At 49.8% G+C, this 25033-nt stretch carries 19 protein-coding genes and 8 tRNA genes; 6 read left to right on the top strand and 21 right to left on the bottom strand.

The window, feature by feature from the left end; translation table 11 throughout:
- Positions 1-3: 3 nt before the first annotated feature.
- From DW720_RS04475 to DW720_RS04445, 7 genes are all read right to left on the bottom strand, one after another.
- Positions 4-3906, bottom strand: coding sequence for a peptidase A26 (locus DW720_RS04475; protein WP_118749291.1), 3903 nt, complete (start codon positions 3904-3906; stop codon positions 4-6).
- 116 nt (positions 3907-4022) lie between these two features.
- The gene (locus tag DW720_RS04470; protein ID WP_147353102.1) at positions 4023-5252 is read right to left on the bottom strand and encodes a DUF6273 domain-containing protein; all 1230 of its coding nucleotides are present in this window, start codon (positions 5250-5252) and stop codon (positions 4023-4025) included.
- 925 nt (positions 5253-6177) lie between these two features.
- A complete protein-coding gene (locus tag DW720_RS04465) occupies positions 6178-7629 on the bottom strand; it encodes a 4Fe-4S dicluster domain-containing protein (protein WP_107000472.1) in 1452 nt (483 codons plus the stop codon).
- Between the two features lie 15 nt (positions 7630-7644).
- On the bottom strand, positions 7645-8829 hold the full coding sequence (locus DW720_RS04460) for a SpoIIE family protein phosphatase (RefSeq protein ID WP_107000473.1): 1185 nt from the start codon (positions 8827-8829) through the stop codon (positions 7645-7647).
- A complete protein-coding gene (locus DW720_RS04455; RefSeq protein WP_118468124.1) occupies positions 8830-10545 on the bottom strand; it encodes a [Fe-Fe] hydrogenase large subunit C-terminal domain-containing protein in 1716 nt (571 codons plus the stop codon). It abuts the gene before it with no gap.
- A 37-nt stretch (positions 10546-10582) separates the two neighbouring features.
- Positions 10583-10828 carry an NAD(P)H-dependent oxidoreductase subunit E gene (locus tag DW720_RS04450; protein ID WP_107000475.1) on the bottom strand — a complete coding sequence of 82 codons (246 nt, stop codon included), beginning with the start codon at positions 10826-10828 and terminating at the stop codon, positions 10583-10585.
- Between the two features lie 304 nt (positions 10829-11132).
- Positions 11133-11747, bottom strand: a complete 615-nt coding sequence (locus DW720_RS04445) for an HAD family phosphatase (protein WP_118468125.1) — start codon at positions 11745-11747, stop codon at positions 11133-11135.
- 188 nt (positions 11748-11935) lie between these two features.
- Between DW720_RS04445 and DW720_RS04440 the strand changes: the two genes are divergently transcribed.
- Positions 11936-12271: a cyclic-di-AMP receptor gene (locus tag DW720_RS04440; protein WP_022358984.1), complete on the top strand. Its 336-nt coding sequence runs from the start codon at positions 11936-11938 to the stop codon at positions 12269-12271.
- A gap of 149 nt (positions 12272-12420) precedes the next feature.
- Here DW720_RS04440 and DW720_RS04435 read toward each other — a convergent pair.
- From DW720_RS04435 to DW720_RS04395, 9 genes are all read right to left on the bottom strand, one after another.
- Positions 12421-12504, bottom strand: a tRNA-Leu gene (locus DW720_RS04435).
- An 11-nt stretch (positions 12505-12515) separates the two neighbouring features.
- A tRNA-Leu gene (locus DW720_RS04430) sits at positions 12516-12595 on the bottom strand.
- Positions 12596-12872: 277 nt separating this feature from the next.
- A tRNA-Ala gene (locus tag DW720_RS04425) sits at positions 12873-12945 on the bottom strand.
- A 103-nt stretch (positions 12946-13048) separates the two neighbouring features.
- Positions 13049-13121: transfer RNA gene (locus tag DW720_RS04420), tRNA-Thr, on the bottom strand.
- A 234-nt stretch (positions 13122-13355) separates the two neighbouring features.
- Positions 13356-14120 (bottom strand): 23S rRNA (guanosine(2251)-2'-O)-methyltransferase RlmB, encoded by a 765-nt coding sequence (gene rlmB, locus DW720_RS04415; protein ID WP_022358985.1) that lies wholly within the window; start codon positions 14118-14120, stop codon positions 13356-13358.
- Between the two features lie 19 nt (positions 14121-14139).
- Positions 14140-14577, bottom strand: a complete 438-nt coding sequence (locus DW720_RS04410) for a ribonuclease III domain-containing protein (protein ID WP_118749290.1) — start codon at positions 14575-14577, stop codon at positions 14140-14142.
- Positions 14562-15971, bottom strand: coding sequence for a cysteine--tRNA ligase (gene cysS, locus DW720_RS04405; protein WP_107000478.1), 1410 nt, complete (start codon positions 15969-15971; stop codon positions 14562-14564). Before cysS ends, DW720_RS04410 begins: the two co-directional genes overlap by 16 nt.
- A gap of 18 nt (positions 15972-15989) precedes the next feature.
- A complete protein-coding gene (gene ispF, locus DW720_RS04400) occupies positions 15990-16565 on the bottom strand; it encodes a 2-C-methyl-D-erythritol 2,4-cyclodiphosphate synthase (protein WP_107000479.1) in 576 nt (191 codons plus the stop codon).
- Positions 16566-16662: 97 nt separating this feature from the next.
- On the bottom strand, positions 16663-17610 hold the full coding sequence (locus DW720_RS04395; RefSeq protein ID WP_329750704.1) for a diacylglycerol kinase family protein: 948 nt from the start codon (positions 17608-17610) through the stop codon (positions 16663-16665).
- 241 nt (positions 17611-17851) lie between these two features.
- Here DW720_RS04395 and DW720_RS04390 point away from each other — a divergent pair.
- From DW720_RS04390 to DW720_RS04370, 5 genes are all read left to right on the top strand, one after another.
- A tRNA-Val gene (locus DW720_RS04390) sits at positions 17852-17924 on the top strand.
- A gap of 18 nt (positions 17925-17942) precedes the next feature.
- Positions 17943-18016: transfer RNA gene (locus DW720_RS04385), tRNA-Met, on the top strand.
- A gap of 8 nt (positions 18017-18024) precedes the next feature.
- Positions 18025-18097 (top strand) — tRNA-Val (locus DW720_RS04380).
- Positions 18098-18115: 18 nt separating this feature from the next.
- Positions 18116-18189, top strand: a tRNA-Met gene (locus DW720_RS04375).
- A 236-nt stretch (positions 18190-18425) separates the two neighbouring features.
- Complete coding sequence (locus DW720_RS04370) at positions 18426-19091, top strand: phosphatase PAP2 family protein (RefSeq protein WP_107000973.1); 666 nt, start codon at positions 18426-18428, stop codon at positions 19089-19091.
- A 288-nt stretch (positions 19092-19379) separates the two neighbouring features.
- On the opposite strand, the gene DW720_RS04365 is transcribed toward DW720_RS04370, so the two are convergent.
- The 5 genes from DW720_RS04365 to DW720_RS15605 all read right to left on the bottom strand — a co-directional run.
- Positions 19380-20399, bottom strand: a complete 1020-nt coding sequence (locus DW720_RS04365) for a glycosyltransferase family 2 protein (RefSeq protein WP_107000480.1) — start codon at positions 20397-20399, stop codon at positions 19380-19382.
- 14 nt (positions 20400-20413) lie between these two features.
- Positions 20414-21007, bottom strand: a complete 594-nt coding sequence (locus DW720_RS04360; protein WP_118491577.1) for a hydrolase — start codon at positions 21005-21007, stop codon at positions 20414-20416.
- A 224-nt stretch (positions 21008-21231) separates the two neighbouring features.
- The gene (locus DW720_RS04355) at positions 21232-22512 is read right to left on the bottom strand and encodes a D-alanyl-D-alanine carboxypeptidase family protein (RefSeq protein ID WP_118749289.1); all 1281 of its coding nucleotides are present in this window, start codon (positions 22510-22512) and stop codon (positions 21232-21234) included.
- 69 nt (positions 22513-22581) lie between these two features.
- Positions 22582-24681 carry an aminopeptidase gene (locus DW720_RS04350; protein ID WP_243099696.1) on the bottom strand — a complete coding sequence of 700 codons (2100 nt, stop codon included), beginning with the start codon at positions 24679-24681 and terminating at the stop codon, positions 22582-22584.
- Between the two features lie 100 nt (positions 24682-24781).
- On the bottom strand, positions 24782-25033 hold a 252-nt coding region (locus tag DW720_RS15605), incomplete at its 5' end, for a hypothetical protein (protein WP_207665581.1).

Below are 25033 nucleotides of genomic sequence, written 5' to 3'. Positions count from 1 at the left end.
CTCTCAGCTTCTCGTCTGTACTATTCCGTCCAGCACCCAGGCACCATCCGCATTGACTAAATTTCCATCGGGCGTGTGCGTATTTCGATACAAACGTCCCCTCATTCCATCAGATTTTTCCTGAAAATAGTAACAATGAAACACTCCATCGCTTCCCGGCAGCCAGTTCCAGCCAGTCAGCATACGCCCCTGTGTTCCATCTATTTCCTTCCAGAGATAATATGTGTTTCCATCCACATCCGTATACCAGCCGTTCACCATCCTGCCATCTGCATCAAATCGGAACCAGTCAAACGTACTCTGCCCCTTTGCCGGATCGGCATATGGATTGTGGACAGCCGCCCATTCAGAAGCATAGCTTCTACCGCCCGCTTCAAACTGCCAGCTTCCATCTGCATTCTTCCGCCAGTTTCCAGCTACTACATATTCCGGTATGACTGCCGCATCCGCATTCTGCCCGGGGCCTGCCTGTCCTTCTGTCAGATTTCCAATACCCGCTCCTGTCAAATCACTGAACCCCGATGCCGGTCCGGTTGCATTCGCTGCACTGCTTCCTGCCGCTGCCCCCTTTCCAGAAGAAGAGCCTCCACCCAAGCCGCCGCCCGAATGAGAACCTCCGCCCGAATGGGAACCTCCGCTGTATGTCTGATCGACCGCCTCATACTGAATTGTGACTGCCGCCCGGTCCGTGAAGCCACCATCCTCGGTTTTCACGGTCACATATGCCGTATGGCTGCCTGATTTTAAGTATTGACGGTCAAGCTCCTGTATCCAGGAAGCCGTCGTATTGACCGTCACGGTTCCATCCGATGATACATACAGCGAATCATCACTTGCCTGATATGTCACTTTCTGGTTAAACGCCTGCGCCGGAAATACCGACGCTGCCAGCTTTTTCGCACCGGTTCCCGTCCATGCCTCCACCGGACGATAACCCGCCCCCGTCCGTGTGCGTTTGATCTCGTATTGCAGCGTTTTCGGTATAAGTCTGATGCCTTCCACACAAATCTTCGATTCGTCCACTGTCCGGAAATCCACCTGTACTCTGCACGATGCCGTCTGCCGGTTTCCAAGCATATCATCGCCGATCACTGTCACCTTCGTCGTGCGGCTGCCGGAAGCTGTCTGTATTTCATATGGTGTATTCACATGTCTGCCCTGATCTGCCGCGATCAGATCCCGGATCCATTTTGCATCCTTTTTCGCCTGCACACCGGCAGACTTGTCCTCGCCGTCCACCGAAATCAGTGCTGCGTCACCGACAGTCCACGATATATCTTTCCGGTCAAAATAATCGGGTGTAAAAGACGCACTCAAGACCTGCGGTGCCGTAACCCGGATCATTTCATCTGGATGTTTCCGATTTCCGTTTAATGTCCGCACCACCTCAAATTTCAACTGATCCTGATTTAGTGCCGCACCTTCATTGGCTACATAGGTCTGATCCTTGATCTGGAACGTAACCTCAATCCGCGCATTTCCCCGGCACGGCTTCCCATCAAAGCTCGCCGCCGGTTTCGTCTCTGCCGTCAGCACCGCTACGCCGCCGTTCTGATACCCTGCTCCGTATATGTCGCTTCCGATCGCATACTGGTATCCGCGGTCTGCCTGCTCTTTTTCCAGCTTCCGTACTATATCAGTGATAAACGAACTATTTAAATTTACCTGAACCGACGCGCTCTTTTTCGTATAACCATTTTCCTCATCGTCATTTGGAAGTAACGTAATCAAATCTGAATCATCGATACTCCAGCGCACCGATGCATCCGCCACATCATTATTCCGATCCACAATCGCCTGCACCGTCACCGGCTGCACCTGTGTTCCCGCCTGCAGATTTCCATGGATGTACGTCGCAATTAATTTTCCATTTCCATCCATCACGCGTGTGACTTTCGTCGGATGTTTCCGGTTTCCGGTCCGCTCCTGCACCACCTGGAATTTCGTCACGCCCGGCGTCAGCCCGACCGAAACTGCCACCTTTTTATAAACCGCCGACACCTGCGTATTTTCCTCCGGCATCGTAAAACAATACTCGCCGCCGTTTACATAAGTAGTATCTTTCCGGCTCTTCCCACGCGTATACGTCGGAACTCCCTCCATCTGAAAGCGTGCTTTTTCCGCCTGCTTTGCCGAGGTGCTGACCGTCACCGTCTTTCCCGGTGCCACCGCACCGCGGTGTTTTTTATCGAGTGTCCGGTAATACGCGCCATTTCCCCACGCTTCCAGCACTGCCACATCGTAATAATTCGTTCCATTGGAGACGGTATCGACCTGCGGAATCGTAATCAGATAACCACGGACCGGGCGTCCCGCATCATTTGGTGCAAAATGGTCAAGATCATACCCGACCGACTCCGCATCCATCTCCCCGCCCAGCTCTTCATCCACAATCGAGAGAATCCCCTGTTCCAGTTCTTCATAAAAATATCGCTCGTCCACATCCCGCGTGACACCGCCGGATACCAGCGTGAAGAAATTGTCCTTCGCGTGGGAATATCCGATGTGCGCCGCGTATGTATACTGGTTATCATCTGAAATGCCGCTTCCACAGACATTGTTTGCGATTTTCGCTTCCGTATCCGCAAACAGGTACGCGATGTCATCCCCATATTTAAAATAATTAGCTGGTGCGCGGTATCCGATGAAGGTTCCTCTGTGTCCGGCAACCCCGGTTCCCGACTGACCGATCATTCCCTCAAACCGCCCCACTTTCAAGTCTCCGCTGATTCGTTCTCCAACGAGTCCTCCGACATTCTGGCTGCCAGAACCGCCGATCGTGCCATTTACATAGGTATTGTAGAGAGCCGCCCCATTCTGAAGCCCCACAATTCCGCCGACAGTCGCATCCGTTCCCTGAATCCGCGAGGTACTGTTATCCCCGGTGCGGACCTGGCAGTCAATGATACGAGAATCATCCGCCGCTTCCCCGGCGATTCCGCCCGCAAGCGCCTGCGCTCCGGCTGCACGTCCCGTCGTTCGGACGGTTACCTGTGCCATTCCGTTTTCCACCGTGCTGCCTTCCATGTGCCCGATCATTCCACCGACCGCTCCGGTTCCTTCCACATCGCCTTTTACCTGACAATTAAAAATCTTGGAATTCTTCGCATTTCCTGCCAAAATTCCCACCTGACGCACTCCCTTGACCGGCTTTCCTGGTTCCAGAGTCAGATTTCGGATCTCCGCCCCATCCAGCGCACCAAAAAATCCAACATTCGGCGAACTGCCTCCTGCAAACCGGAAATTTGAAATCTTATAACCGTTTCCATCCAGATTTGCCATAAACGGGTGCGTCACCTCCCCTGAAAATTCCGAATCATCCCGGTAATAACCGATCGGATTCCAGTCCATTCCTCCCAGATCGATGTTCGCCGTCAGCTCAAACCATGCGCCCCGGTAATCCCCTACGATCTCTTCTTCCACCTCGCCGTGATCCGGCTGCATGCCAAATGCCGCCAAAAAGCTAAGTCCCATCAGCTGATGTTTCGTGCGTACCTGATACGGTTTTTGTTTCGTTCCAAGTCCATGTGTTCCATCCAGAAAGCTCAAATCCGCCACATCCCAGTTTTCCCAGAGATTTCCGAGGCTGGCGCTGACGATAACGCGCGGCATGATTAATTGTGAATGAGTTGCCTCTATGACTTTGGAAGAACGTAATTCTGAGGGAGTTGCCCTCACATCCGCATTCATAAGCTCACTGGACGATGCAGCCAGTTTCTGCCATTCTTTCTGACTTTTTATGGCATCGTCTGTATCATCCAACTTTTCCTTTCTTTCCGAAACAATCCCCAAATCCCAATCCTCAAACACAAACCCGCTCGCCGCAAACGCCGGCAGCGTCGCCGACAAAAGCATCGTCGTCATCACCGCAAATGGAATCACTTTTTTCATCTTCTTTTTCCCCATACACGTTCCCCTCTTTCCCCAAACATTAGATTGATTTCCCCTTGTCCAATCTTTTCTCCTAATCAAACTGCCAAACAGCTTCACTCCCGCTTTCCAAGCTCAACAAGTATTCTTTTTTACATCTGTGACAGTGCAAATGCCGGACGTACTCCATATGTCTCACTGTCCGTCCTCACCGGACGCAGACAGCCATTTACCAGATCAACGCCATAAATCTGCTGATTATAAATGAATTTCCCGTTTTCATCCTGCAAATAAAAAGGCGTCCGCAGATAATATCCCTGTGAATAGGCACTGACCTGACTTTGTGGGTTATCATCCCCGGAATCAAACCGCCATAGATATTCCCGGTACGCAAGTGCCTCTTCCAATGACAGGCAGAAAAGCTGGTCGTTCATAAGCTGAAAACCAATATCATGACGCGCCAGTTCCCGCCCGGACGTTTGCGAAAATGCACCAGCCGCCGTGCTTCCCATGTACGCGGTCTGGATTCCCGTATGGATCGGTTCCAGACAGAAGCTGCTGTTCTGACTGTTTTTCTGCAGCCATGCGCGCACCTGCGAAGTTTTATAATTATTGTCTTTGCCAAACGAGAAAATCTTCATCTTTTTTCCCGGTGCCGTGTCCACATCCGCCCGGATCACGCGGTCACAGAGAAACAGCGCTGCTTTCCGGTGTTCATTCTGCCAGTCATGGTAATCGTCGTCGATACAGGTAAATGACAAAATCTCTCCGCCCACCTCGCGCAGTTGGACATCGCCCTCCTTCCAGATCACTTTTTCGGGCATTTCACTTTCACTCCAATCCACGCTTCCACAGCGGTCACAGATTTGATCCCCGTTTTCATCCAGGTGCCCCAGCGCCGGAAGGCGCTCTATCTTTTCTTTCTGACATCGTCCGCAGACATACACTGCCCGCCCATTCTTTAAGCAATCATTTTCCTCCCACTCCCATTGGCTCCACTGATGCGTACAAGTACGGTCATCCCATTTTCTCCGCACCCGGATGCGCGTGATGATATATTCCTTTCCATCCACCGAAAAGGAATCCTCTTCCACCTCAGAATAAACCGCGTCGTATTCCACCCCGATTGTTTTTGCCGATGGTGTAAAATCCTGACCAATCAGATAAAATTCATGCCACGCTGCATCCCCGATCGCAGATACCAGATTCCGGATCCTGGCATCATTTTCCGACTGATTTTGAACGGTCAGACCGGAATCGCTGCCCGATACCGCCGCATCCTCGCGCCCAAATATGGCACACTCTGCCTCCCATGCCCTCTGTTTCCATCGTTCCAGGCGTTTCCGAAGCGCTAGCATGGCGGCATCCTCCTCTGCTCCCATTTCTGGGACCTTGCCGCCTCTTTCATATTTGATATAAATTTTTTCAGTTCCTGTTCCATACAGTTCAAATATTTGCGGTGACTGTACCGCTGATTTCCAGATATGCCCGTCGCTCCCTATGATTTGCTCTGGGAAAGATACATTCAGGGAAGTTCCTTCCAAAACTTTGCCCGTTTGCGTATGAAATATAAGATGATTTGCATTCTCAGCATCTATAAATGAGACGCTGTAGCCGACTATGACAGCTGTTTCTGCCTGTTTCACTGCATTTTCAGCTGCCAGCGCCATTCTACCGGATGAAAATATCAATATCAGTGATATTCCCAAAATGGTACCATTCCGGCAGCGACGCCCTTTATGAGCCCCCATGTTTATTTTTAACAACTCAAACCTCCCCCCTCAAACCTTTTTCACATCTCTTTTCTTATCCTCTTTCGCAAGTTATATAAGTTCTAATTTATATCAAATTTCTATTCTCTATTTTCATTCTTCTAATTCAAAACACATCCTCACTCTGAGTTAAACAACGGTTCTTTCCGTCTATAAAAAGCTTTCATTTTGCATTGCATATATCATATAATATATTGCACATTTTTTATAACGATACAGTTATCCGATTCTCCCAAATTTTCCTAAATCATCGAATTCTGTGCGAAACGCACCTCACAAATTACCAGAATAAAAAGATAAATTAGAACGAAACCACCTGCGACCGCAGTTCATTTCGATAAGATATATTGAGTCTAACACATCTATTCTCTAAATGCAAGAACTCTTTTGGAATTTTCACAACGAAAAACGCCCGCCCCAGAAAATAAAATTCATATCCCAAATTTCATTTTCCAGAGCAGGCACTTTCCCACTAACTCATATATAAATTCCTATTTATTTTATCTCAGCCACATTCTCCCAAGGGTATCCCACATCAATGCCGATGCATCGAGAACGACGACATATCATACGCCTTCAGGTTCTCATGTACTTCTCTTGCATCTGCCTCGGCGATGAGTTTGTCTCTCGACTTCTTCGCCTCCAGCTCGGCTTTGTGCTTGCTCGGTCCGCCGACACAGCCGCCGACGCACGCCATACCCTCGATGAAGTCCTCCGGCAGACGTCCCACTTTCAGAAGAAGAAGGGCTTTCTTACACTCAGCCGCACCGTTGCAGCGCGCTACCTTGATATCGGTATTCTCACCAGACTCCTTCAGACATTCTAATACCGCCGCTGTTACGCCGCCGCCGTTGCCGAAGCGTTTTCCAAATACACTGGCTTCCTGCATACTGTTCTCTTCCGGCTCCAGATTTACGTCTTTCGCCCGCATCATCGCACGGATCTCTCCGTAAGTCATCGCATAGTCCGCATTGCCCTGGATATTCAGATCCAGCGTCTCGCTCTTCTTCGCGATACACGGTCCGATAAAGACAGTGACAACCTCCGGATCCTGCGCCTTCAGCATACGGGAGACCGCACACATCGGGGAAACCGTCGTGGACATATTGTCAAGCAGCTGTGGGAAATGCTGTTTGATCATGTTGACAAATGCCGGACAGCAGGAGGTCGTCATCTTCTTGCCCTCTTTGTAAGCTTCCGCCCACTCTTCTGCCTCGGCTGCCGCGGTCATATCGCCGCCCAGACCAACCTCGATCATATCTGCAAATCCAATCTTCTTTAAAGCTGTTTTCCAACTTGCAAACGTGATGTCCGGTCCAAACTGGCCTTCGGTCGCCGGTGCCAGCATCGCTACGACCTTTTTGCCTGCGTTGATCAGGCGGATCACATCGACCATGAAGGTCTTGGAACCGATCGCACCGAACGGGCAGGAATGGATGCAGGCGCCACACTGGATACATTTTTTCTCATCGATCACACATACACCATACTCATCGTAGGTAATCGCATCCACTGGGCAGACCTTCTTACACGGGCGCTCCAGATGGGCAATCGCATTGTATGGGCATGCCTGGGAACACTTTCCGCACTCGCGGCATTTATCCGGGTCGATGTGCGCCTTGGTATTTCCCATGCTGATCGCTCCAAACGGACAGGAGTTCTGGCAGGCTTTACCCATACATTTACGGCAGTTATCGGTGACTGTGTAGGACGCAATCGGGCACTCCTCACAGGCTGCATTGATAACCTGTACGACGTTGTTTGTATTGCGGTCAGACGGACATTTACCTTCTGCCAGACGGATTCTCTGGCGGACAATCTCTCTCTCCTTGTATACACAGCAGCGGTACTGTGCCTGCGGACCAGGGCTGATTTTGTACGGAATATCGTCTCTTCCGTCCTCTAACTGATCATTCCAGGCAAGCTTTGCTACCTCATAAAGTATCTCATGTTTGATGCGCAGAATTGTCGCGTCATTCGTTACCATGTTTTATCCTCCTTATTAATAATACGTTACCGTAACTTTCTTTCCCATACCTTCGACTGCTTCTTTTAGCTGTTTGACCAGGTTCTGGCGGATTCCCAGATCAAACGCCAGCCCTGGATTCTGGTAGGCGCTGTTCGCCGCCGTTCCCACAAACATATGTAATTCCGTGCAGTCTTCTATCAAAATCTTCGCGATCATGGACGCACCATTTTTCTTGTCCAACTCGCTGAAAAACTCAGAACTTAAATCGCATTCGATCAGATAGCGTTTCAGAAGTTCGATCGCTTTCCGCAGCGTCAGAACTCCCTCCGTCACCAGATCGATGCCTTCCATAAAAGCGATCGGCGGAATATCCGGGTCGCTGTAATCCATTGATACCCGCAGCGGTCGTCCCAGCTCCCGCGACAGGATCGTCGCGCTGGTTCCGCCCGATACAATGTGCTTTGCCGACTCATCTTTCATAAAATCCGCCGTGATCGTCTCATCGTCGTTGCGGTCGAGCGGCGGTCCCGTCATCAGGTTGACCGGTTTCCGGTCAATGATCCGAGCTACCACAACCGTCGTATCATCGCCCGGTTTTCCCTCGTAAATCTGGCTGCATTCCGCACAGAGTGCCGCCGCCATACGTGCCGACGAAAGAGAGGTCAGGCATTGTTCCGAAACAAACTCTGCCACCGACTCCCACGGCCAGCCAAATTTATATTTGCCGCTCTTTCCGACTCCCGCGTGCGTCACGCCGTCGCTGACAAGTACCAGCGCATCACCCTTCTGAACCTGGAACCGGCACTCGCTGATCTCCTTGTCCTTGACAAGTCGCTTGTATTTCTGCAGCTCCACCACATGACCACAGCGCAAAAAAATGCATCGCGGGTTATCATATTCAACTAAATATACCTCGCCGTTGTTGAAAATCTGGAGAATCGAGAACGTCGCATACGCCACCTGTCTCGTCTGACAGATCGGAAGCGTCTGCACAATCGTCTCCACACATTCCTCCAGCGTGGCTCCATTTAAAAACATCGTACCCAGAATCTTTGCCGTAAGCGTCGAAAGAATATTCGCCTTGACGCCGCTTCCCATGCCGTCCGCCAGAATGATAACGTCCGAATCTTCCGTTTTCAGGCACTCTACCGTATCGCCGCACAGGATCTCTGAATACTTATTCAGACTTTTAAACGTGACATCTACGGTTACTCCCATTTATCGGACCTCACTTTCGCTCTCATCGTCAATCAGGGAACAAAGCTTCATCAGGGTTGTCTTCGTCTCCGCCGTCGTCTCACCCAGGAGTCCGGCAATATTCTGTGCAACCATCATCTGTTTGTAAATGACATTCTGTGCCAGATCAATGGTCGCCTTTTTCTTGGCATATTCCTGTTTTGCCTGTTTTTCCTCGCGCGTCACATCAATGATCGTGGCAATGACAAAATTGCCGTCATCGATATACGCAATGTTTTGAAGCGTCACAAGATTCCGATCCGGATAGATCACCTTCCGGCTGTGGACGCTTGTGTGCGTCCGGAATACCTCGCGTACATCCTCGGCGTTGATAAAGTCCTCCAGCGGTTTTCCCTTGATCGCCTCCGGTTTGACGCCGAAATACATTTCTGCCGCCACCGAACACTCTCGGATCCGCATATCATCGTCGATGATCATGATCAGGTTCGGGGATGTATCCATCACCAGATGGGACAGCGACTGCGCCCGGTCATGCAGGTACGGAATACACATATCGACCTCCGCCTTTTTCTGGAAAACAGCGATCGCCTTCTCCCGGCAGGTCGGATAACCGCACGCACCGCAGTTTAATTCCTGCTCCGGCGTCATCTTGCCCGTCTTTTTCAAGATCTCCCGGATCTCTTCCTCGGTCGGAATCGGCTCCTTCTGGGAACGATCCGCAAACGTCCGGTGAACCTCCACCTGGCGCGCCGCCTCATGCATCAGGGATAGATCTGCCGGTTCCTTCGGAAGCATCGCTTCCAGATCCAGCTTAACTTTAAAACTCGACACTGAGGTCGCCGTGGATGGTCCATTGACACAGCCTCCATGACAGGCATTCATCTCGATGAAACAGCCAGCCACCTCGCCGGTTTTCATCGCCTCACAGACATCCAGGCAGTCCTTCACGCCGCTGACGTAGAACTTGCGATACTTGTCCGGTTTCTTCTGAGTCGCCGTCACCGCCGTGAGCAGTCCGCCGCTGACCGGATAACGCAGGTTCGCGCCCGGTTCACGATCCTCGAACGGTTCTTCCTCACATGCTTCGATCTCGATCTGTTCCTCTGACAGCCACTGTTTTAAATCCTCAAATGTGAGGACTGCATCCGGCTTCACAACCCTGTTTTTCTCTTTTTCCGCGATACACGGTCCGATCACGACTACCTTCGCCGCCTCGCCAAACTCCGCATACAGCATGCGCGTATGGATCCCCGACGGAATCAGCACCGGTGCCAGATATTTGATGAGTTCCGGATAATGAATCTCAATCAGGTTCACGATACTCGGACAGGCAGTTGTGATGATATTTTTCATCTCGCCCTGCTCTAATAAACGGACATACTCTTCCGTCGCCAGCGCGGCGCCCTCCGCCGCATCACAAACATTCGTAAATCCCAGCTTTTTTAATGCTGACTTGACCTGCCCCCGCTTTTTATACGGCAGAACCCCCATATAGGAAGACGACAGCGATGCAATGACCGGTGCGCCGCTCTCAATCAGCTTTTTGACCTTGGAAAGTTCGCTCGGAACACGTTTTGCCGACTGCGGGCAGTTCAAAAGGCACTGCCCACAGAGAATACAGCGATTTGGCATGATATATGCATGACCATCCCGGATCATGATTGATTTCACTTCGCAGCCCCGCACACATTTATAACAATGCTTACACATCGTCGCCTTAAAATCAATAATCGGCATAGACTCTCCCTCTCTTTTTGCCGTTATATGTAAACGATTACGCGTTCAGGCGTCCCAGAATCTCCTTCTGGAAAAATTCTTCGGTTGTCTCCGGTTTTACGGAATACAGTTCTCCGTCTATCGTCACACAGACACCTTTACGGCAGTTGCCGCTGCAGAAATCTCCATTTAAATCTACCTCACTGTCCAGATGATTCTCTGAAACCAGCTTCTGCAGCTTCTGGATTACCTCACGGGATCCTTTCAGATGACAGGCACTTCCGATACAAATCGATACTCTCATATAATGACCTCCTCACTATCCGTTATAAAACAGACGCAGCCTTTCACCGGAGATTCCCGGTCAAAAAACTGCCTGTTCACATGCATCTTCCAGGGGAATTTACTAAAAATGCATCTTTCCCCATTCTTCTTCATTATCTCATATTGTGATATTATTATCAATCAAATTTCTTGCTGATTTTGTATTTTTTTTAGACCATAAGTGCCTGATTCCAAAACCTTTTCACTTTCTTTTCATCAGCTTATGACTCTCCCGGTGTTTTTTAGGAAAATAATCTTTTTATCGGCCACCTTGCACTGCTTTTCTATAATATTTCCATCTCCTCCATGTACGCCCGCAGCCTCTCCACATTCCCGTCCGCAAAACAGTAACCATCCATGCCGCAGCCCTTCGCGCTGTCGATGTTATCCTGACGGTCATCGATGAAAAAGCATTCTTCCGCTTTGAGATGAAATTTTTCAAACAATCTCTCATAGATCGCCGGATTCGGCTTCGCCAGCTTCTCCTCCGCTGAGACAAGCGTGCCATCAAAATATTCAATGCCCGGAATCTCATACTCGAACACACGCAGGCGCACGGAACAATTCGAGCAGAGGTAGATGCCGCAGCCCTTTTCTTTCAGTTCCTTCACCAGCTCTCCCATCCCCGGCTTTGCCCAGATGTTGTACTCATGCCAGTGTTCCAGACTTTCCTTCGCCAGCCAGCGCAGATGTTCATTTGGCAGGCGTTTCTGCACCCGCTCCAGCGCCTGTGCATCCGTCAGCGTTCCCTCGTCTAAAAGCGACCACTCCTTCGAATCAAACAATTCGCGGCGCATCCACTCCACATCCTCCGGATTATCTGTGTACTCCCAGCACACCTTGACCGGATCATACTCCAGTAAAACCATTCCCATATCAAATACTATATTTCGAATCATACTTCTGCCTTTCTCTCATCCCGCAAATCTGCCGCCATTCCTGCGGCAGATGGAATTTTCAGTCCAAAAAATTCTCACCTGCAAGCAATCATAATCATTTATATTTTAACATAAATTTCTCATTTTTTTATTTCCATTTTCATAAATTAATGGTACAATAATAGAAAATTTTTCAGGAGGTACCGCTTATGAAAATGATTATCGCAATCATTGGCAGTGAGGACGCCGATGATTTAGTATATGAATTAAACCAGCACTCCTTCTTTGTCACCAAGCTTTCCACGATGGGCGGCTTTCTGAAAAAGAAAAGTACAACCCTGATGCTCGGTGTCGAAGATGAACGCGTCGAGGACGCCATCTCCATCATCAAAAAAATGTCCGGTGCCCGCGAGCAGCTTGTATACACGCCGCCGACCATGGCCGGAAACTGCTGCCCGACCGTTAATATGACCGTTCCGATGAACATGAAAGTCGGCGGAGCAACCGTATTTGTAATAAATGTAGAAGAATTTCAGAAATTCTAATTTTTTGATTTATATTACAAATTCGAATTACAAAAGGGGCTTTCGCTTGCGCGTCTGCCCCTTTTTGATTCCTTGTATAGAAAAAGAAAAACTCCCGGAGAAATCATCTCTGGGAGTTCCACGCTGCACTCAGGTTCTGCAGCTAATCATGCAGAAGAAGGGACTTGAACCCTCATGATGTTGCCATCACACGGACCTGAACCGTGCGCGTCTGCCAATTCCGCCACTTCTGCGTAATTTCTAGTGCGGGCAACAGGACTTGAACCTGCACACTCTCGTACCAGAACCTAAATCTGGCGCGTCTGCCAATTCCGCCATGCCCGCTTGCTTGTCTTTCTGACTCACAAGTGAGTTTATTATAACATAGGGTAGTTCAAAATGGAAGAGTTTTTTTTATTTTTTTGAATTTTTTCGAAAGTTCTTTTTTAAAAAATGTGCGGCAAATTCATCGATACTGAAAGTCCGTGTGATCTTTCGTGTGATCCTTGTACCGAAAAGTTTGTACCTATAACGGAATATTTTGTTCCGCTTGAAATCTTAAAAACACAAAAAAGCCTTGAAAACAAAGGAAAAACCAGTGTTTTCAAGGCTTTCTCTATCATGGAGACAACGGGATTCGAACCCGCGACCTTTGCGTTGCGAACGCAACGCTCTCCCAGCTGAGCTATGTCCCCGTCCAAACTGTTATCATTATAGCACAACTGGAATGAATTGCAAGTAGAGAATAAAAAAAACGGAAACCCTTGTAAATCAAAGGCTTCCGTTCTTTTCTAGCAGAGCTGCTGACGGGAATCGGACCCGTGACCTCCGCACTACCAATGCGACGCACTACCGACTGTGCTACAGCAGCATCTTTTTGTTTTCGGCTCATCTCTAAGCCTCGATTAGTTTATCATGATACAATCGTTTTGTCAACGGTTTTTTTGAATTTTTTTTATTTTTTTAAATTTCCCGTTTTTTTCATCGGATGCCTCCGTTTTCATTCGCAGACATCCGATTCTCATTTCCTATCTTTTCATATTTTTATATGATTCCAACGGGGAGGGGAGTAGCGGAATCGGTTGCCCGATACCTTTCACTTACCCTACATCATTCTCTGACGCACAATCTCATATGCCAGCACACCAGCTGCCACCGATGCGTTCAGGGAGTCGATATCTCCCTTCATCGGGATCGATGCGATGAAATCACATTTTTCCCGCACCAGACGGCTGACACCTTCGCCCTCATTGCCAATCACCAGACCGATCGGTCCTTTTAAGTCGAGGCGGTACATGCTCTCTCCGCCCATATCGGCGCAGACAAACCAGAGTCCTCTCTCTTTCAGCTCCTCGATCGTGGCTGAAATATTGGTTACCTTCGCCACCGGCGTATAATTCAGCGCTCCCGCCGAGGTCTTAGCAACCGTCGATGTCAGTCCCACTGCGCGGCGTTTCGGGATGATCACGCCATGTGCGCCTGCCAGATTGGCAGTACGGATGATCGCACCCAGATTGTGCGGATCCTCAATGCCATCCAGAATAAAGAGAAACGGCGGCTCGCCTTTCTCTTCTGCCAGCTTTAGCATATCTTCCACCTCTGCATAGCGGTATGCCGCTGCCTGTGCAATCACGCCCTGATGCTTGCCGGTCTCAGAAAGCTGGTCGAGTCTCTCCTTCGCCACATAGTGGATGATCGTATTCTGCTTTTTTGCCTCTCTCGTGATCGTCTTGACCGGTCCATCCTGGCAGCCATCCAGCACAAACAGCTTATCCACCGTCTTGCCCGAACGGAATGCCTCTAAAACGGCGTTTCTGCCTTCGATCATCGTCTCTTCAAATCTATTTTCCTGCTTATTTTCCTGTTCCATCTATCTTCCTCATCATGATTTATAACGATATTAATTCTCCCATCTGTTCCAGCCCTTTTCCCAGAAGTTCTGCCATCCTGTCAAACTGCTCGGTCAAATAGAGATAGCCCATCAGCGCCTCAAATCCGGTCGCCATCCGGTAATCCTTCATCGTCGCGTGCTTCGGCATCGTAAAAGATTTCGCATTGCGTCCGCGTCGGTATGCCGTCTTCTCCGCATCCGTCAGCTCTTCCTCCAGTAGCAAATAAAAACGTGCCTGTGCGTCCGCCTTGACCAGGTTCGCCGTCTTCTTGTGCATCTTGTTGACCTGCATATTGCCGCGGTTCATGACAAGGGTACGGATCGCCAGCTCATAGACCGCATCTCCGATATACGCCAGCGCCAGCGGGGAATACTCTCCCACCTCAACGTGTTTTAAATGCAGCGCCTCCTTGAACGCATTTAAGCCCGTTTCCATTTGACGCCCTCTCTCGTATCTTCCAGAATAATTCCCATATCGAGAAGCTGTCCACGGATCTCATCCGCCAGTGCGAAATTCTTGTCTTTTCTCGCCTGCTGGCGTTTTGCGATCAAGTCTTCTACTTCGCTGTCCAGAATCTCTTCCTTCTTCTCCGTGATAATACCGAGCACATCGCAGAGTTTGTCCATCGTCTCTTTGACATAAGAAACGTATGCCTTCGTCGATGCTTCCGAAATCGTGGAGTTGCTCAGGCGTACAATCTCAAAAATGGCTGAAATCGCATCTGCGGTGTTGAAATCATCGTCCATCGCCGTCTCGAACTTCTGAACCAACTCCTCGACTGCTGCCTGATTCTGCTTCTCCTCCGCCGTCATCTCGCCCTCTTTCGCTGCTTTCAGGCAGTCTGCCTGATGCTCTGCCGCAGTGCGGATGCGCTCTAAGCTGTTTTTCGAAGCTTCCATCAAATCCGCGCTGAAATTGAGCGGGCTGCGGTACTGGGCGCTCAGCATGAAGAGACGCAGAACCTGCAAATCGTATTTCTCACTGATCTCACGCACGGTAAAGAAGTTTCCAAGAGATTTGGACATCTTGCGGTTATCGATATTTAAGAATGCGTTGTGCATCCAGTAGTTGGCAAAAGTCTTGCCGTTCGCGCACTCGCTCTGCGCGATCTCATTTTCATGGTGCGGGAAGATCAGATCCTCTCCGCCTGCATGGATATCGATGGACTCGCCAAGGTATTTCTTGGACATCTCGGAGCACTCGATATGCCAGCCTGGACGGCCCTGGCACCACGGAGACTCCCAGAACGGCTCTCCTTCTTTTTTCGGTTTCCAGAGAACGAAATCGGTCGGATCTTCCTTGCCTTCCTCGCCGGTTACCTTGATCTCACGGAAGCCGGACTGCAGATCGTCCAGATTTTTATGGGACAGTTTTCCGTACTCTTTAAAGGATTTGGTGCGGAAATAAACCGTGCCGTCAGCTGCCACATACGCATGTCCTTTTTCGATCAGCGTATTGATCATCTCGATCATACCGCCGATCTCCTGAGTCGCCTGCGGATTCTTCGTCGCCGGTTTGACGTTCATCATCTCCATATCTTTTTTGCACTCTGCGATATAGCGCTTGGAGATCGTCTCCGCATCCACGCCCTCCTCGATGGCTTTCCTGATGATCTTGTCATCCACATCAGTAAAGTTAGATACATAGTTTACTTCGTATCCTTTGTACTCAAAATACCGGCGGACCGTATCAAATACGATCATCGGTCTTGCATTTCCAATATGAATAAAATTGTAAACGGTCGGTCCGCACACATACATCTTAACCTTGCCCGGTTCGATCGGCACAAACTCCTCTTTTCTGCGGGACAATGTGTTGAAAATTTTCATAACCTCATTACTCCTCTTCTATTTTAAATCTGCTTCCGGTGCTGCCTGACAGCCGCCACAGCCGCCGCATCCACCGCAAGCCGCTGCCTGCGTCATCATTTCACTATCATAACAGTAATTCTCCACTTCCGTCAACAGGGTAATCGCCTGTGAGGAAATGCCCTCGCCGCTGCCTGTAAAACCAAGGCCTTCCTCGGTCGTCGCCTTGACACTCACACGGCTGACCGGAAGCCCCAGCGCATCTGCAATATTTTCTGCCATCTGTGGGCGGTATGCCGCCAGCTTCGGGCGCTGCGCAATGATCGTGGCATCGATATTTTCAATCACATAGCCGCGTTCCTGCAGAAGTTTCCCTACCTTTTTCAGAAGCTCGATGCTCGACGCACCCTCATATTCCGGATCCGTGTCCGGAAAATGCTGTCCGATGTCGCCCAGTGCCGCCGCCCCTAAGAGCGCATCCATCACCGCATGCACCAGCACATCCGCATCCGAATGTCCTAACAGCCCCTTCTCATACGGGATCGTCACGCCGCCTAAAATCAGTTCCCGATCCGGAACAAGTTTATGCACATCATATCCCTGTCCTATTCTCATCGTATTCCAGTTCCTTTCTTGGTCATTTTGTAACTGTCCGGACTGCCCGCAGTTACTTTATTTAATAAATTATTTTATACTTTTGAAAAATATACACTTATCCAACAATTTTTAATTTACGCTCAATACAGCGGACTTCCAGATTGCTCTGGTACTGACAGCTCTCGCCGTCCACGTGAACTGCCATCGGGCGTTCCGTGTAGATCTGGACCTCCCGGCAGCTGAAGCACCGAAGCCCCCGGTTGTGGGAGCGCCGGAACAACGCCCGGAGCAGGGTTCCAAGCACCTGCCGCTTCGAGGCATGGCTGACAATGCAGACCTCCAGGTTGCCGTCGCTGCTGTCCGCCTTCGGCGCAAACCAGAATCCGCCGCCCTCGCAGGGTTGAATCTGTGCACTGATAAAATAAATATAATTAAATTCCACCCGGCGCGTTCCATCGAGCAAAATATACCCCCGGATCGGTTTCGCCTTCAAATACTGTATAAATCCCAGTATCCGGTACGACAATCGCCGCAGATGAATCCGGTTGCAGATATTTTTGATCGCCGAACGCTGCATATGCTGGCATACTTCCGCATCCAGCCCGATCCCCGCGCTGACGATAAAACGCCGATGTCGGAGCACATCATCGCCGTATGCAATCACACCATAATCGATCTGCCGGATCCGCCGCGCCTTAAAAATCCGGCGCAGTCCGCGCATCGGTCTTCTCGAAAGCCGGAGCCCGCGCGCCAGATCACTGCCTGTCCCCACCGGAATATAGCCCAGCGTCACCATGTCGCAGGAAACGATTCCGTCCACGACCTCATTCATCGTCCCGTCACCGCCCACGACCACAATCACCCGTGCCTCCTTGCAGTGGGACGTCAGCTTCCTTGCATACTCTGTCGCCTGCCCCGCATATTCTGTCAAATATGCCTGATACTCAACCCCGTCCCGCACAAGCCGCTGCTCTATTTTCTTCCATATCTTATAGCCGCGGCCACTCTGTGAAGCGGGATTAATAATGAAATAATACATTACTCCATCCTCATATTTTGCCATAACGTCCCCTGCTTTCCGAAAATACAGAAACTCCCCTGCCGGGGCGTTATATTTTATCTTTTACCCTGCCAGAATACCTGTCACAGGATACAGCGCCATTACAATTTTGCATGAGATAAGTATACCATACTTCCTTTTAAATGATAAGAAAATTTCTATAAATTATTTTCTCAAAAGTGTTGACAATCTTGAAAATTTATATTATACTTGCAAAGCAGTCGTGATTTGTGCGAGTGTCAGCGGGATCTTAGCTCAGCTGGGAGAGCATCTGCCTTACAAGCAGAGGGTCACAGGTTCGAGCCCTGTAGGTCCCACTTTTCTAAATTTAATATGGCGAGATAGCTCAGTTGGCTAGAGCACGCGGTTCATACCCGCGGTGTCGAGGGTTCGAATCCCCCTCTCGCTATTTTATCTGGGATCTTAGCTCAGCTGGGAGAGCATCTGCCTTACAAGCAGAGGGTCACAGGTTCGAGCCCTGTAGGTCCCACTTTTTAAAATTTAATATGGCGAGATAGCTCAGTTGGCTAGAGCACGCGGTTCATACCCGCGGTGTCGAGGGTTCGAATCCCCCTCTCGCTATTGATGAAGCAGCTTGCAGTTGAGCAAGCTGTTTTTATTTTACTTAAAGTCCCTGTCCATCCATAAAATTTTTGTTTAACAAATTTCACATTCCATAACCTTTTTCTTAATATTTATAACAATCCCTATTTAGCCTTGAAGTTGGCGGGTGAGTGTGCTATAATCAGACGAACTTGGAGAGATGTTAAAATAATGTTAATTTATTTATGATAAAAAGAAAATCGAGGTTGATTGATATGAAACATTTTCTGAAGGAACTCCTGAAGAAATACGGGCATATATGGATTCTGGGATACGGATTTATCTATCTTCCGTGGTTTATGCATCTGGAAAAAACCGTGACCTCCAATTACCATATCATGCACTCATCGCTGGATGATATGATTCCGTTTAATGAATACTTCGTCATCCCATATTTACTGTGGTTCGCCTATGTGACCGCTGCGATTGCATACCTGTTCTTCAAGAACAAGGAAGAATATTACCGGTTATGTGCATTTTTATTTACCGGTATGACGCTGTCACTCTTAATCTGCACCCTGTTCCCGAATGGAACTGACCTGCGGACCGCCGTAAACCCGGACAAGAACCTCTGTTCCCGTCTGGTCTATATGCTCCACCAGGCTGACACGAACACGAATGTATTTCCAAGCATCCACGTGTACAATTCCATCGGAACCCACATCGCGGTCATGAAGAGTGAGTCTCTGAAAAAGCACAAAGTAATCCGGATTCTTTCCGGTATCCTGATGGTCGCTATCTGCATGGCAACTGTCTCGCTGAAACAGCACTCGGTTCTGGACGTCGCAGGCGCGATTCTTTTAAGCGCAGCTATCTATCCGTTAGTATATGCGGGAAGCACGCAGGAAGAGACAGAGAACGAACCGGAATATATTCGCTAAAGGATTTCTCAAGACAAGTAAACATAAGCTGGCGCCAAAGTATGACAGGTGCCAGCTTTTTATCTGCGATAAATCCCCCCTGCCGCAGCCATTACGAAAACTAGGTCTCTAACATTCATCACGTGGTAATCCCTTATCGAATCATATCTAATGATTGACATAGAATCAGAAAATCCGACCATCTGGAAACACTCGACTTTCCAGACGATCGGATCTTTTAATTTCACTTTTATGATAGATTTGATTTCGTTTTCTAATCCATATTATTTCAATTTTTATAATGAATTTCTAGTTAAACCCATAAAACTTCTGCGAAATCTTATAGCAGGCGATCGACACCTTCCGTCCGCCTTTTCCCGGCAGGTTTACGCCCTGTCCGAGGAAGCCCCAGCGCAGGCGCATATACAGCGTGAAATTCTGCTGTTTCAGATACTGCCACAGTTCTTTTTTCTTCTTCAGATTCTCCTCTGTCTCCGAGCGAATCGCCAGAATTGAAGTAACTGTCATCATGATCTCCAGATAGCGGACCATGTAGTGGCGCAGCTTTGGATTCTTGATCTTGGTCACATCGTAATATCCCAGCATCAGCTTCGTGACGAGTATCTGCTGATCAATACGGCTGATCATGACTTTTTCATTGACCGACTGATCGTCGCGTCCGATGAAATAGCGGTAGAAATTCACATCCAGGTAGTACATGGATTTTACGTGTGGAAGCGGCTGATATACAAAAATATTATCCACGTAGAACGTATGCTTTGGCAGTTCCAAGCCGCAGTTCCGAAGCATTTCCACACGGTAAATGACCGAATGCATCAGGATATACTGTCCCAGACGGAAGCCTCTTGCACCGTTCCAGTCGATGAGCTGGCGTTTTGGGAGCGCCATGTTGTAGTTCATAACTTTTTTGTGCTTCGCGCCCTGTTTTTCATAGACAAAATTCGTGATCAGCATATCCAGCGTCACATTATCATGGACGAATTTGCGCAGCGTGTCCAGGACCTCCATGTACGCTTCTTCGTTGACCCAGTCGTCGCTGTCCACGACCTTATAATAGACGCCCGTCGCATTGCGCAGTCCCGCATTGACGGCCTCGCCGTGACCACCGTTTTCCTGATGAATCGCCCGGCAAATCCCCGGATAGTTTCTCTCATACTCATCGGCAATCTCCGCCGTATTATCTTTTGTGGAACCGTCATCCACGATCAGGATCTCCACCTCATCGCCGCCCGGCAGCAGGGATTCGATGCAGTTACGCATATATGCCGCCGAATTGTAGCACGGAATCGCTACCGACAACAGTTTCATTGGTTTATTTTCTCTCAAAACTCCAGTTCCTCCATCTCTTTTTTGACCCGATCCTCACAGGAGCGCATGGCGAGAATCGTCTGTTCCATCAGTTTGTCTAATTCCCAGCCAAGCTGATCAGCCCCGCGGCGGATCACATCTCTGGAACATCCAGCCGCAAATTTCTTGTCCTTAAATTTCTTCTTAAGACTTGAAAGCTCCATGTCCTTGGTGCTCTTGGACGGGCGCATCTTCGCCGCCGCCCAGATAAGCCCTGTCAGCTCATCGGCTGCAAACAACACCTTTTCCATCTCATGTTCCGGAGCCACATCCACCCGTATGCCGTAGCCGTGGCTGACAACCGCATGGACTAAATCTTCCTCTGCGCCTCCGTCGCGCAGAAGCTCCGGTGCCCGCTCGCAGTGTTCTTCCGGATAAAGTTCAAAATCAATGTCATGCAGCAGTCCTGCCATGCCCCAGAATGCTTTTTCGTCCCCGTATCCCAGCTGCTCGGCATACCACTCCATGACGCCTTCCACGGTCAATCCATGTAAAATATGAAATGGTTCTTTATTATACTTGCGAAGGAGCGCAAGCCCCTGTTCTCTGCTCAGTGATGTCTGTTTCATCCTCCGTGCCTCTCTTTCTCTTTCCACGTTTCCGTGTCCAGATCCTTGTTTGAGTCCTGATTGGAAATATTTTTCTGTGCAAAAAATACATTCTTTTCAAGATTCTCAGTAATTCACACTATCTATAGTTATAACAAAATTAACCAGCAAAATAAAGCAGATTTTTGTAAACGTATTGTGAACAAGTCGTTGCTGTTCACGCATACGTGCCCAGTAATAACAACTCAAACTCCCCACGTCTTCCACATTGACTGAAATTCTCTTTCAAAATAAGTTACGCATCGTCTTAAACACCACCCATAATCAATCTTCTCCACTGTTTCTGCCGCATAGATCGGATAAGCAGCCACCTGCTCGTCATTAATATAATAGGATGCCTGCCCGACCTCCTGTCCTTCATGAACCGGTGCTTCCAGCTCGGTCGGGTACTCATAACGGATGTCTGGCTTCTCGTCCGCGCGCAGAAGCATCAGAAACGTCTGTTTTTCCGATGGCAGATTCAGTGTGAGCGCCGTCGTTCCTTTCACGCCCCGCCTCACCTCCACCTCCGGAAATGTTTTCTCCCGGTCAAATATATCATACCAGTTATATGTATCAAATGCATACTGATCGAGTTTCCGCATATCCGCCCATTTGTACGTCTTGTGCGGCGGCCACCCGCAGCCGAGAAGCGCCACCGTAAATGCTTTTCCTTCTTTTTTTAACGCCGCTACATAACAGTACCCGGCTTTCCCGGTAAATCCTGTCTTGCCCGACAGCACCTCCGCGCACTGGCTTAAAAGCGCGTTGTGGTTTGCCAGGTAAAATGAACGGTTTCCCGACTCATCCTGAATCGTCCGTGATGCCGTACGGGTAATTTCCAGAAATGTTTCGTGGCACGGCGACTGGAACGCGCAGTAGCGCATGATCCGCGCCATATCCGCCGCCGAAGCGCTGTGTTCGTTTCCATCCGCATCCGCAACGTCCAGACCGTTCGGTGTCACGAAACAAACATTCTTACATCCTATCTCCCGCGCTTTCCGGTTCATTTTCTCCGCAAATTCTTCCACGCTTCCCCCGATGTGCTCCGCCACCGCCACGGCGCTGTCGTTGTGGGATTCCAGCATCAGGGAATAGAGTAGATCCGATAGGCGGTACCGCTCCCCCGCCCGCATATTGAGCTGGACATCCGGCATGGAGGCCGCTTTCTCTGATACCCCGACCCAGTCATCGGGATTTCCCTGTTCCAGTGCGAGAATGCAGGTCAGAATCTTCGTCGTGCTTGCCATCGGATAAGCGGTATCCGCATCTTTCTCCGCCAGAATACGCCCACTGTCCGCATCCATGAGAACCCAGGCGCGGGCGTGAAGGGTCTGTTGTAGAGAAGTCTCTTTCTCTCCCAGAATCTCTTTATTTTCTATGTTTTCACGAACAAAAACCGCCCCGCCGGCCGGAACCAACTGAATCATCGCCAGTATACTTCCTGCCAGCAGAACGGCTATCCATTTTCTGATTCTATCTCCCATCCGGCTGCTCCGGAATCCCTTTTCAGGAGATTATATGAGAATAAACCTGTTTTCTATGACTTTTTCTTTTTATTTTTCCAGTGGCTCATTCAGCTTCTCCGTCCCCGGCAGCGCAAACCGTCCGCCCGCGATGATCTTTACACTCGTTCCATCTGGATGAATCGCCTCGATCGTATCCAGCTCGGAGTACGGGATTGTAATGTCTGTATGGCAGCCAAAATATGCCTCCTGCGGGTTTTCTTTGCGTTTTGCTGAAATCTCATTCTCACGCGCCACCATCTCGCGTCCATCCGGGTTGAAGACCGGGCAGTCCTCCATCCAGCTGTAGCAGGTATCGCCTACCGCAAAGTGCGGTCCCATCTTCTCGGCAATCAGAATCGGGAATTTGTCGAGAATGCCGTAGCGCAGCGCTACCTCATACGCAGTTGTGTTGGTGCCAATCGCAAACTCGCCCATCGGCAGCGTCTCATGGTTTTTGAGGATCATCTGTTTCACTAACGCCTTATTTTCCTCTTCCGTCTCAAAGTTTTTGCAGGTATAGGAGACAGCGATACCATTTTCAAACCGGATTTCCAGATCTTTGAACTGAAATTCCCCGATATAGACGCTGCCGACATGCAGAAGCCCGTTTGTCCCAGCAAGCTGCGGGGAGGTAAAAACTTCTCCAACCGGAATATTTACATCCGCCACGCAGTTTTCGAAATTCGACTGTTTCGTCGGCTCAGCAAGCGTGTGAAGCTGTACGGTCAGATCGGTACGGTTGCCGCCGCGTCCGCTGATGTGGACTTGCGATGCCTGATCCAGTTCGTTGATCATGATCTGCTGGATGTCGCGGTACAGCTCATAGTCCAGCGTATTGATGCGGATCGTCTCCTTAAAAACCGCCTCAAACTCCGCTCCGATCTCCGGAAGCGGGAATGCAATGATTGTGAAGCTCGTCTCCGTTCCCGGAATATACGCGTCCACAATCTGCATCGCCTCATTGCTGTAGGATAACAGCAGTTTCTCCTGTTTTTCACTTAAAGAAAAGGCTGCTGCTGCATTGACCGGCTCAAATCCGGCCTCGCCGAAGGTTTCCACAACTGCCGGACCGGCATATACCGACGCCAGATCCTTGTATGTCTCATATGCCACCTTCAAAATAGACAGTTTCCGCTCACGAAAGGCCTTGTCCAGGTAAACCGCATTGTCGTAGCGGTGATCATACTCGTACTGGCGGTTCGCCGGTGTGCCATAGTAACCGTTCGTGCGCGCCGCCATCCGGTTCACCGTGCCGATGGAGGCGCGGGCAATGATCGGCTCCAGACCGAGTTCGCGGAAATTTTCCACTGCCATCCGGATCATGCGCTCAAATCCGATGTGATAACGGATCTGCACCGTTTTCTTGCCCTCATAGCTGCGTCCGGTCGCCGCAAATCCCTTGCGGTAGCCTTCTGTGTAGGTATCTGCCATCCGGCGTACCGTCTCCTCCGGCAGCTCATTCATAAAACGCGCCGTCGCAAGCTCTGTCTCCGAGATATATTCGCCAAACCGGTACAGATAACGCAGATCGCTCAAATCACTGTCCATGATGATCGATTTTCCGAAATCCAGCGACGGATCCAGCGTCTCACGCACCCGCCACGGAAGCATCCGGTCACAGTAATCGCTGACAAAATAATAAAGCGGCTCGCGAAGCTCCGCCACCTCCGGAGTACCGCCCTCAAACAGGTTGTAAACCTCAATAAACAGTTCCTCCAACACCGTCACATCCACCAGACGGCTCTCATAGGCGTAAACGATCGCGCTGCGGATCTCCGTATAGAGAAATGACAGCCACGGACCATAGTCCTCTCCCAGCTCTTTTGCCGCATAGTCCGGGTTCGCAAAGCTCTTTCCATACGCCCCAGGAAGTATATCCGCATAAAGCGTCCGGTTAAATTCTGCCGCCTCTTTCTGGCTCATCGCCGCCAGCGTCCCATCCATCTGTTTCTGGAAGGTTTCTTCTATCAGCTCGATAAACTGGACGGTGCGCTCAAAAAATGCCCGGTATGGCTCACCAACCGTCGCTTCTTCTTTCATATGGCCGATGCGCTCCATCGCGAGCTCATGGCGCTCCGCAACCGCCTCATTTTCTTCTTTCAAAAGTTCCCAATATTTCATGTTCAGATATTTCCCTCCTTCTGCCATCGCCAAATTTCCCTTTCAAACCACGCCCGCCGCAAAGGCTCTTACCGGCGTTCCATTGGTCCGGCATTCCAGGCAAGCCACGCATAAAACCCATTCATTCTTAGCCCCGGATGCCAATCAAAATCGTCACAATCCACCAGATGACCAGAAGCCCCGACAAAATCGTACCAATTTTCGCGAATATATAATTTTTTTCTTCTTCTTTAAAAGATTTCCATCCGTACATCAGCGACGCCACGGAAAATAATATGCTCGAAAAGCACATCGACAGCGCGCCGACCGGCGTATTGCCCTGGCTGCGGACACTGAATGCCATCCCTGCCACGCACAGCAGCAGACCGACTCCCGCCAG

This window comes from Clostridium sp. AM27-28 (genome assembly GCF_003480955.1).
In the GTDB taxonomy this organism is placed as follows: domain Bacteria; phylum Bacillota; class Clostridia; order Lachnospirales; family Lachnospiraceae; genus Otoolea; species Otoolea fessa.
This window is presented reverse-complemented; position numbering and strand designations above follow the sequence as displayed.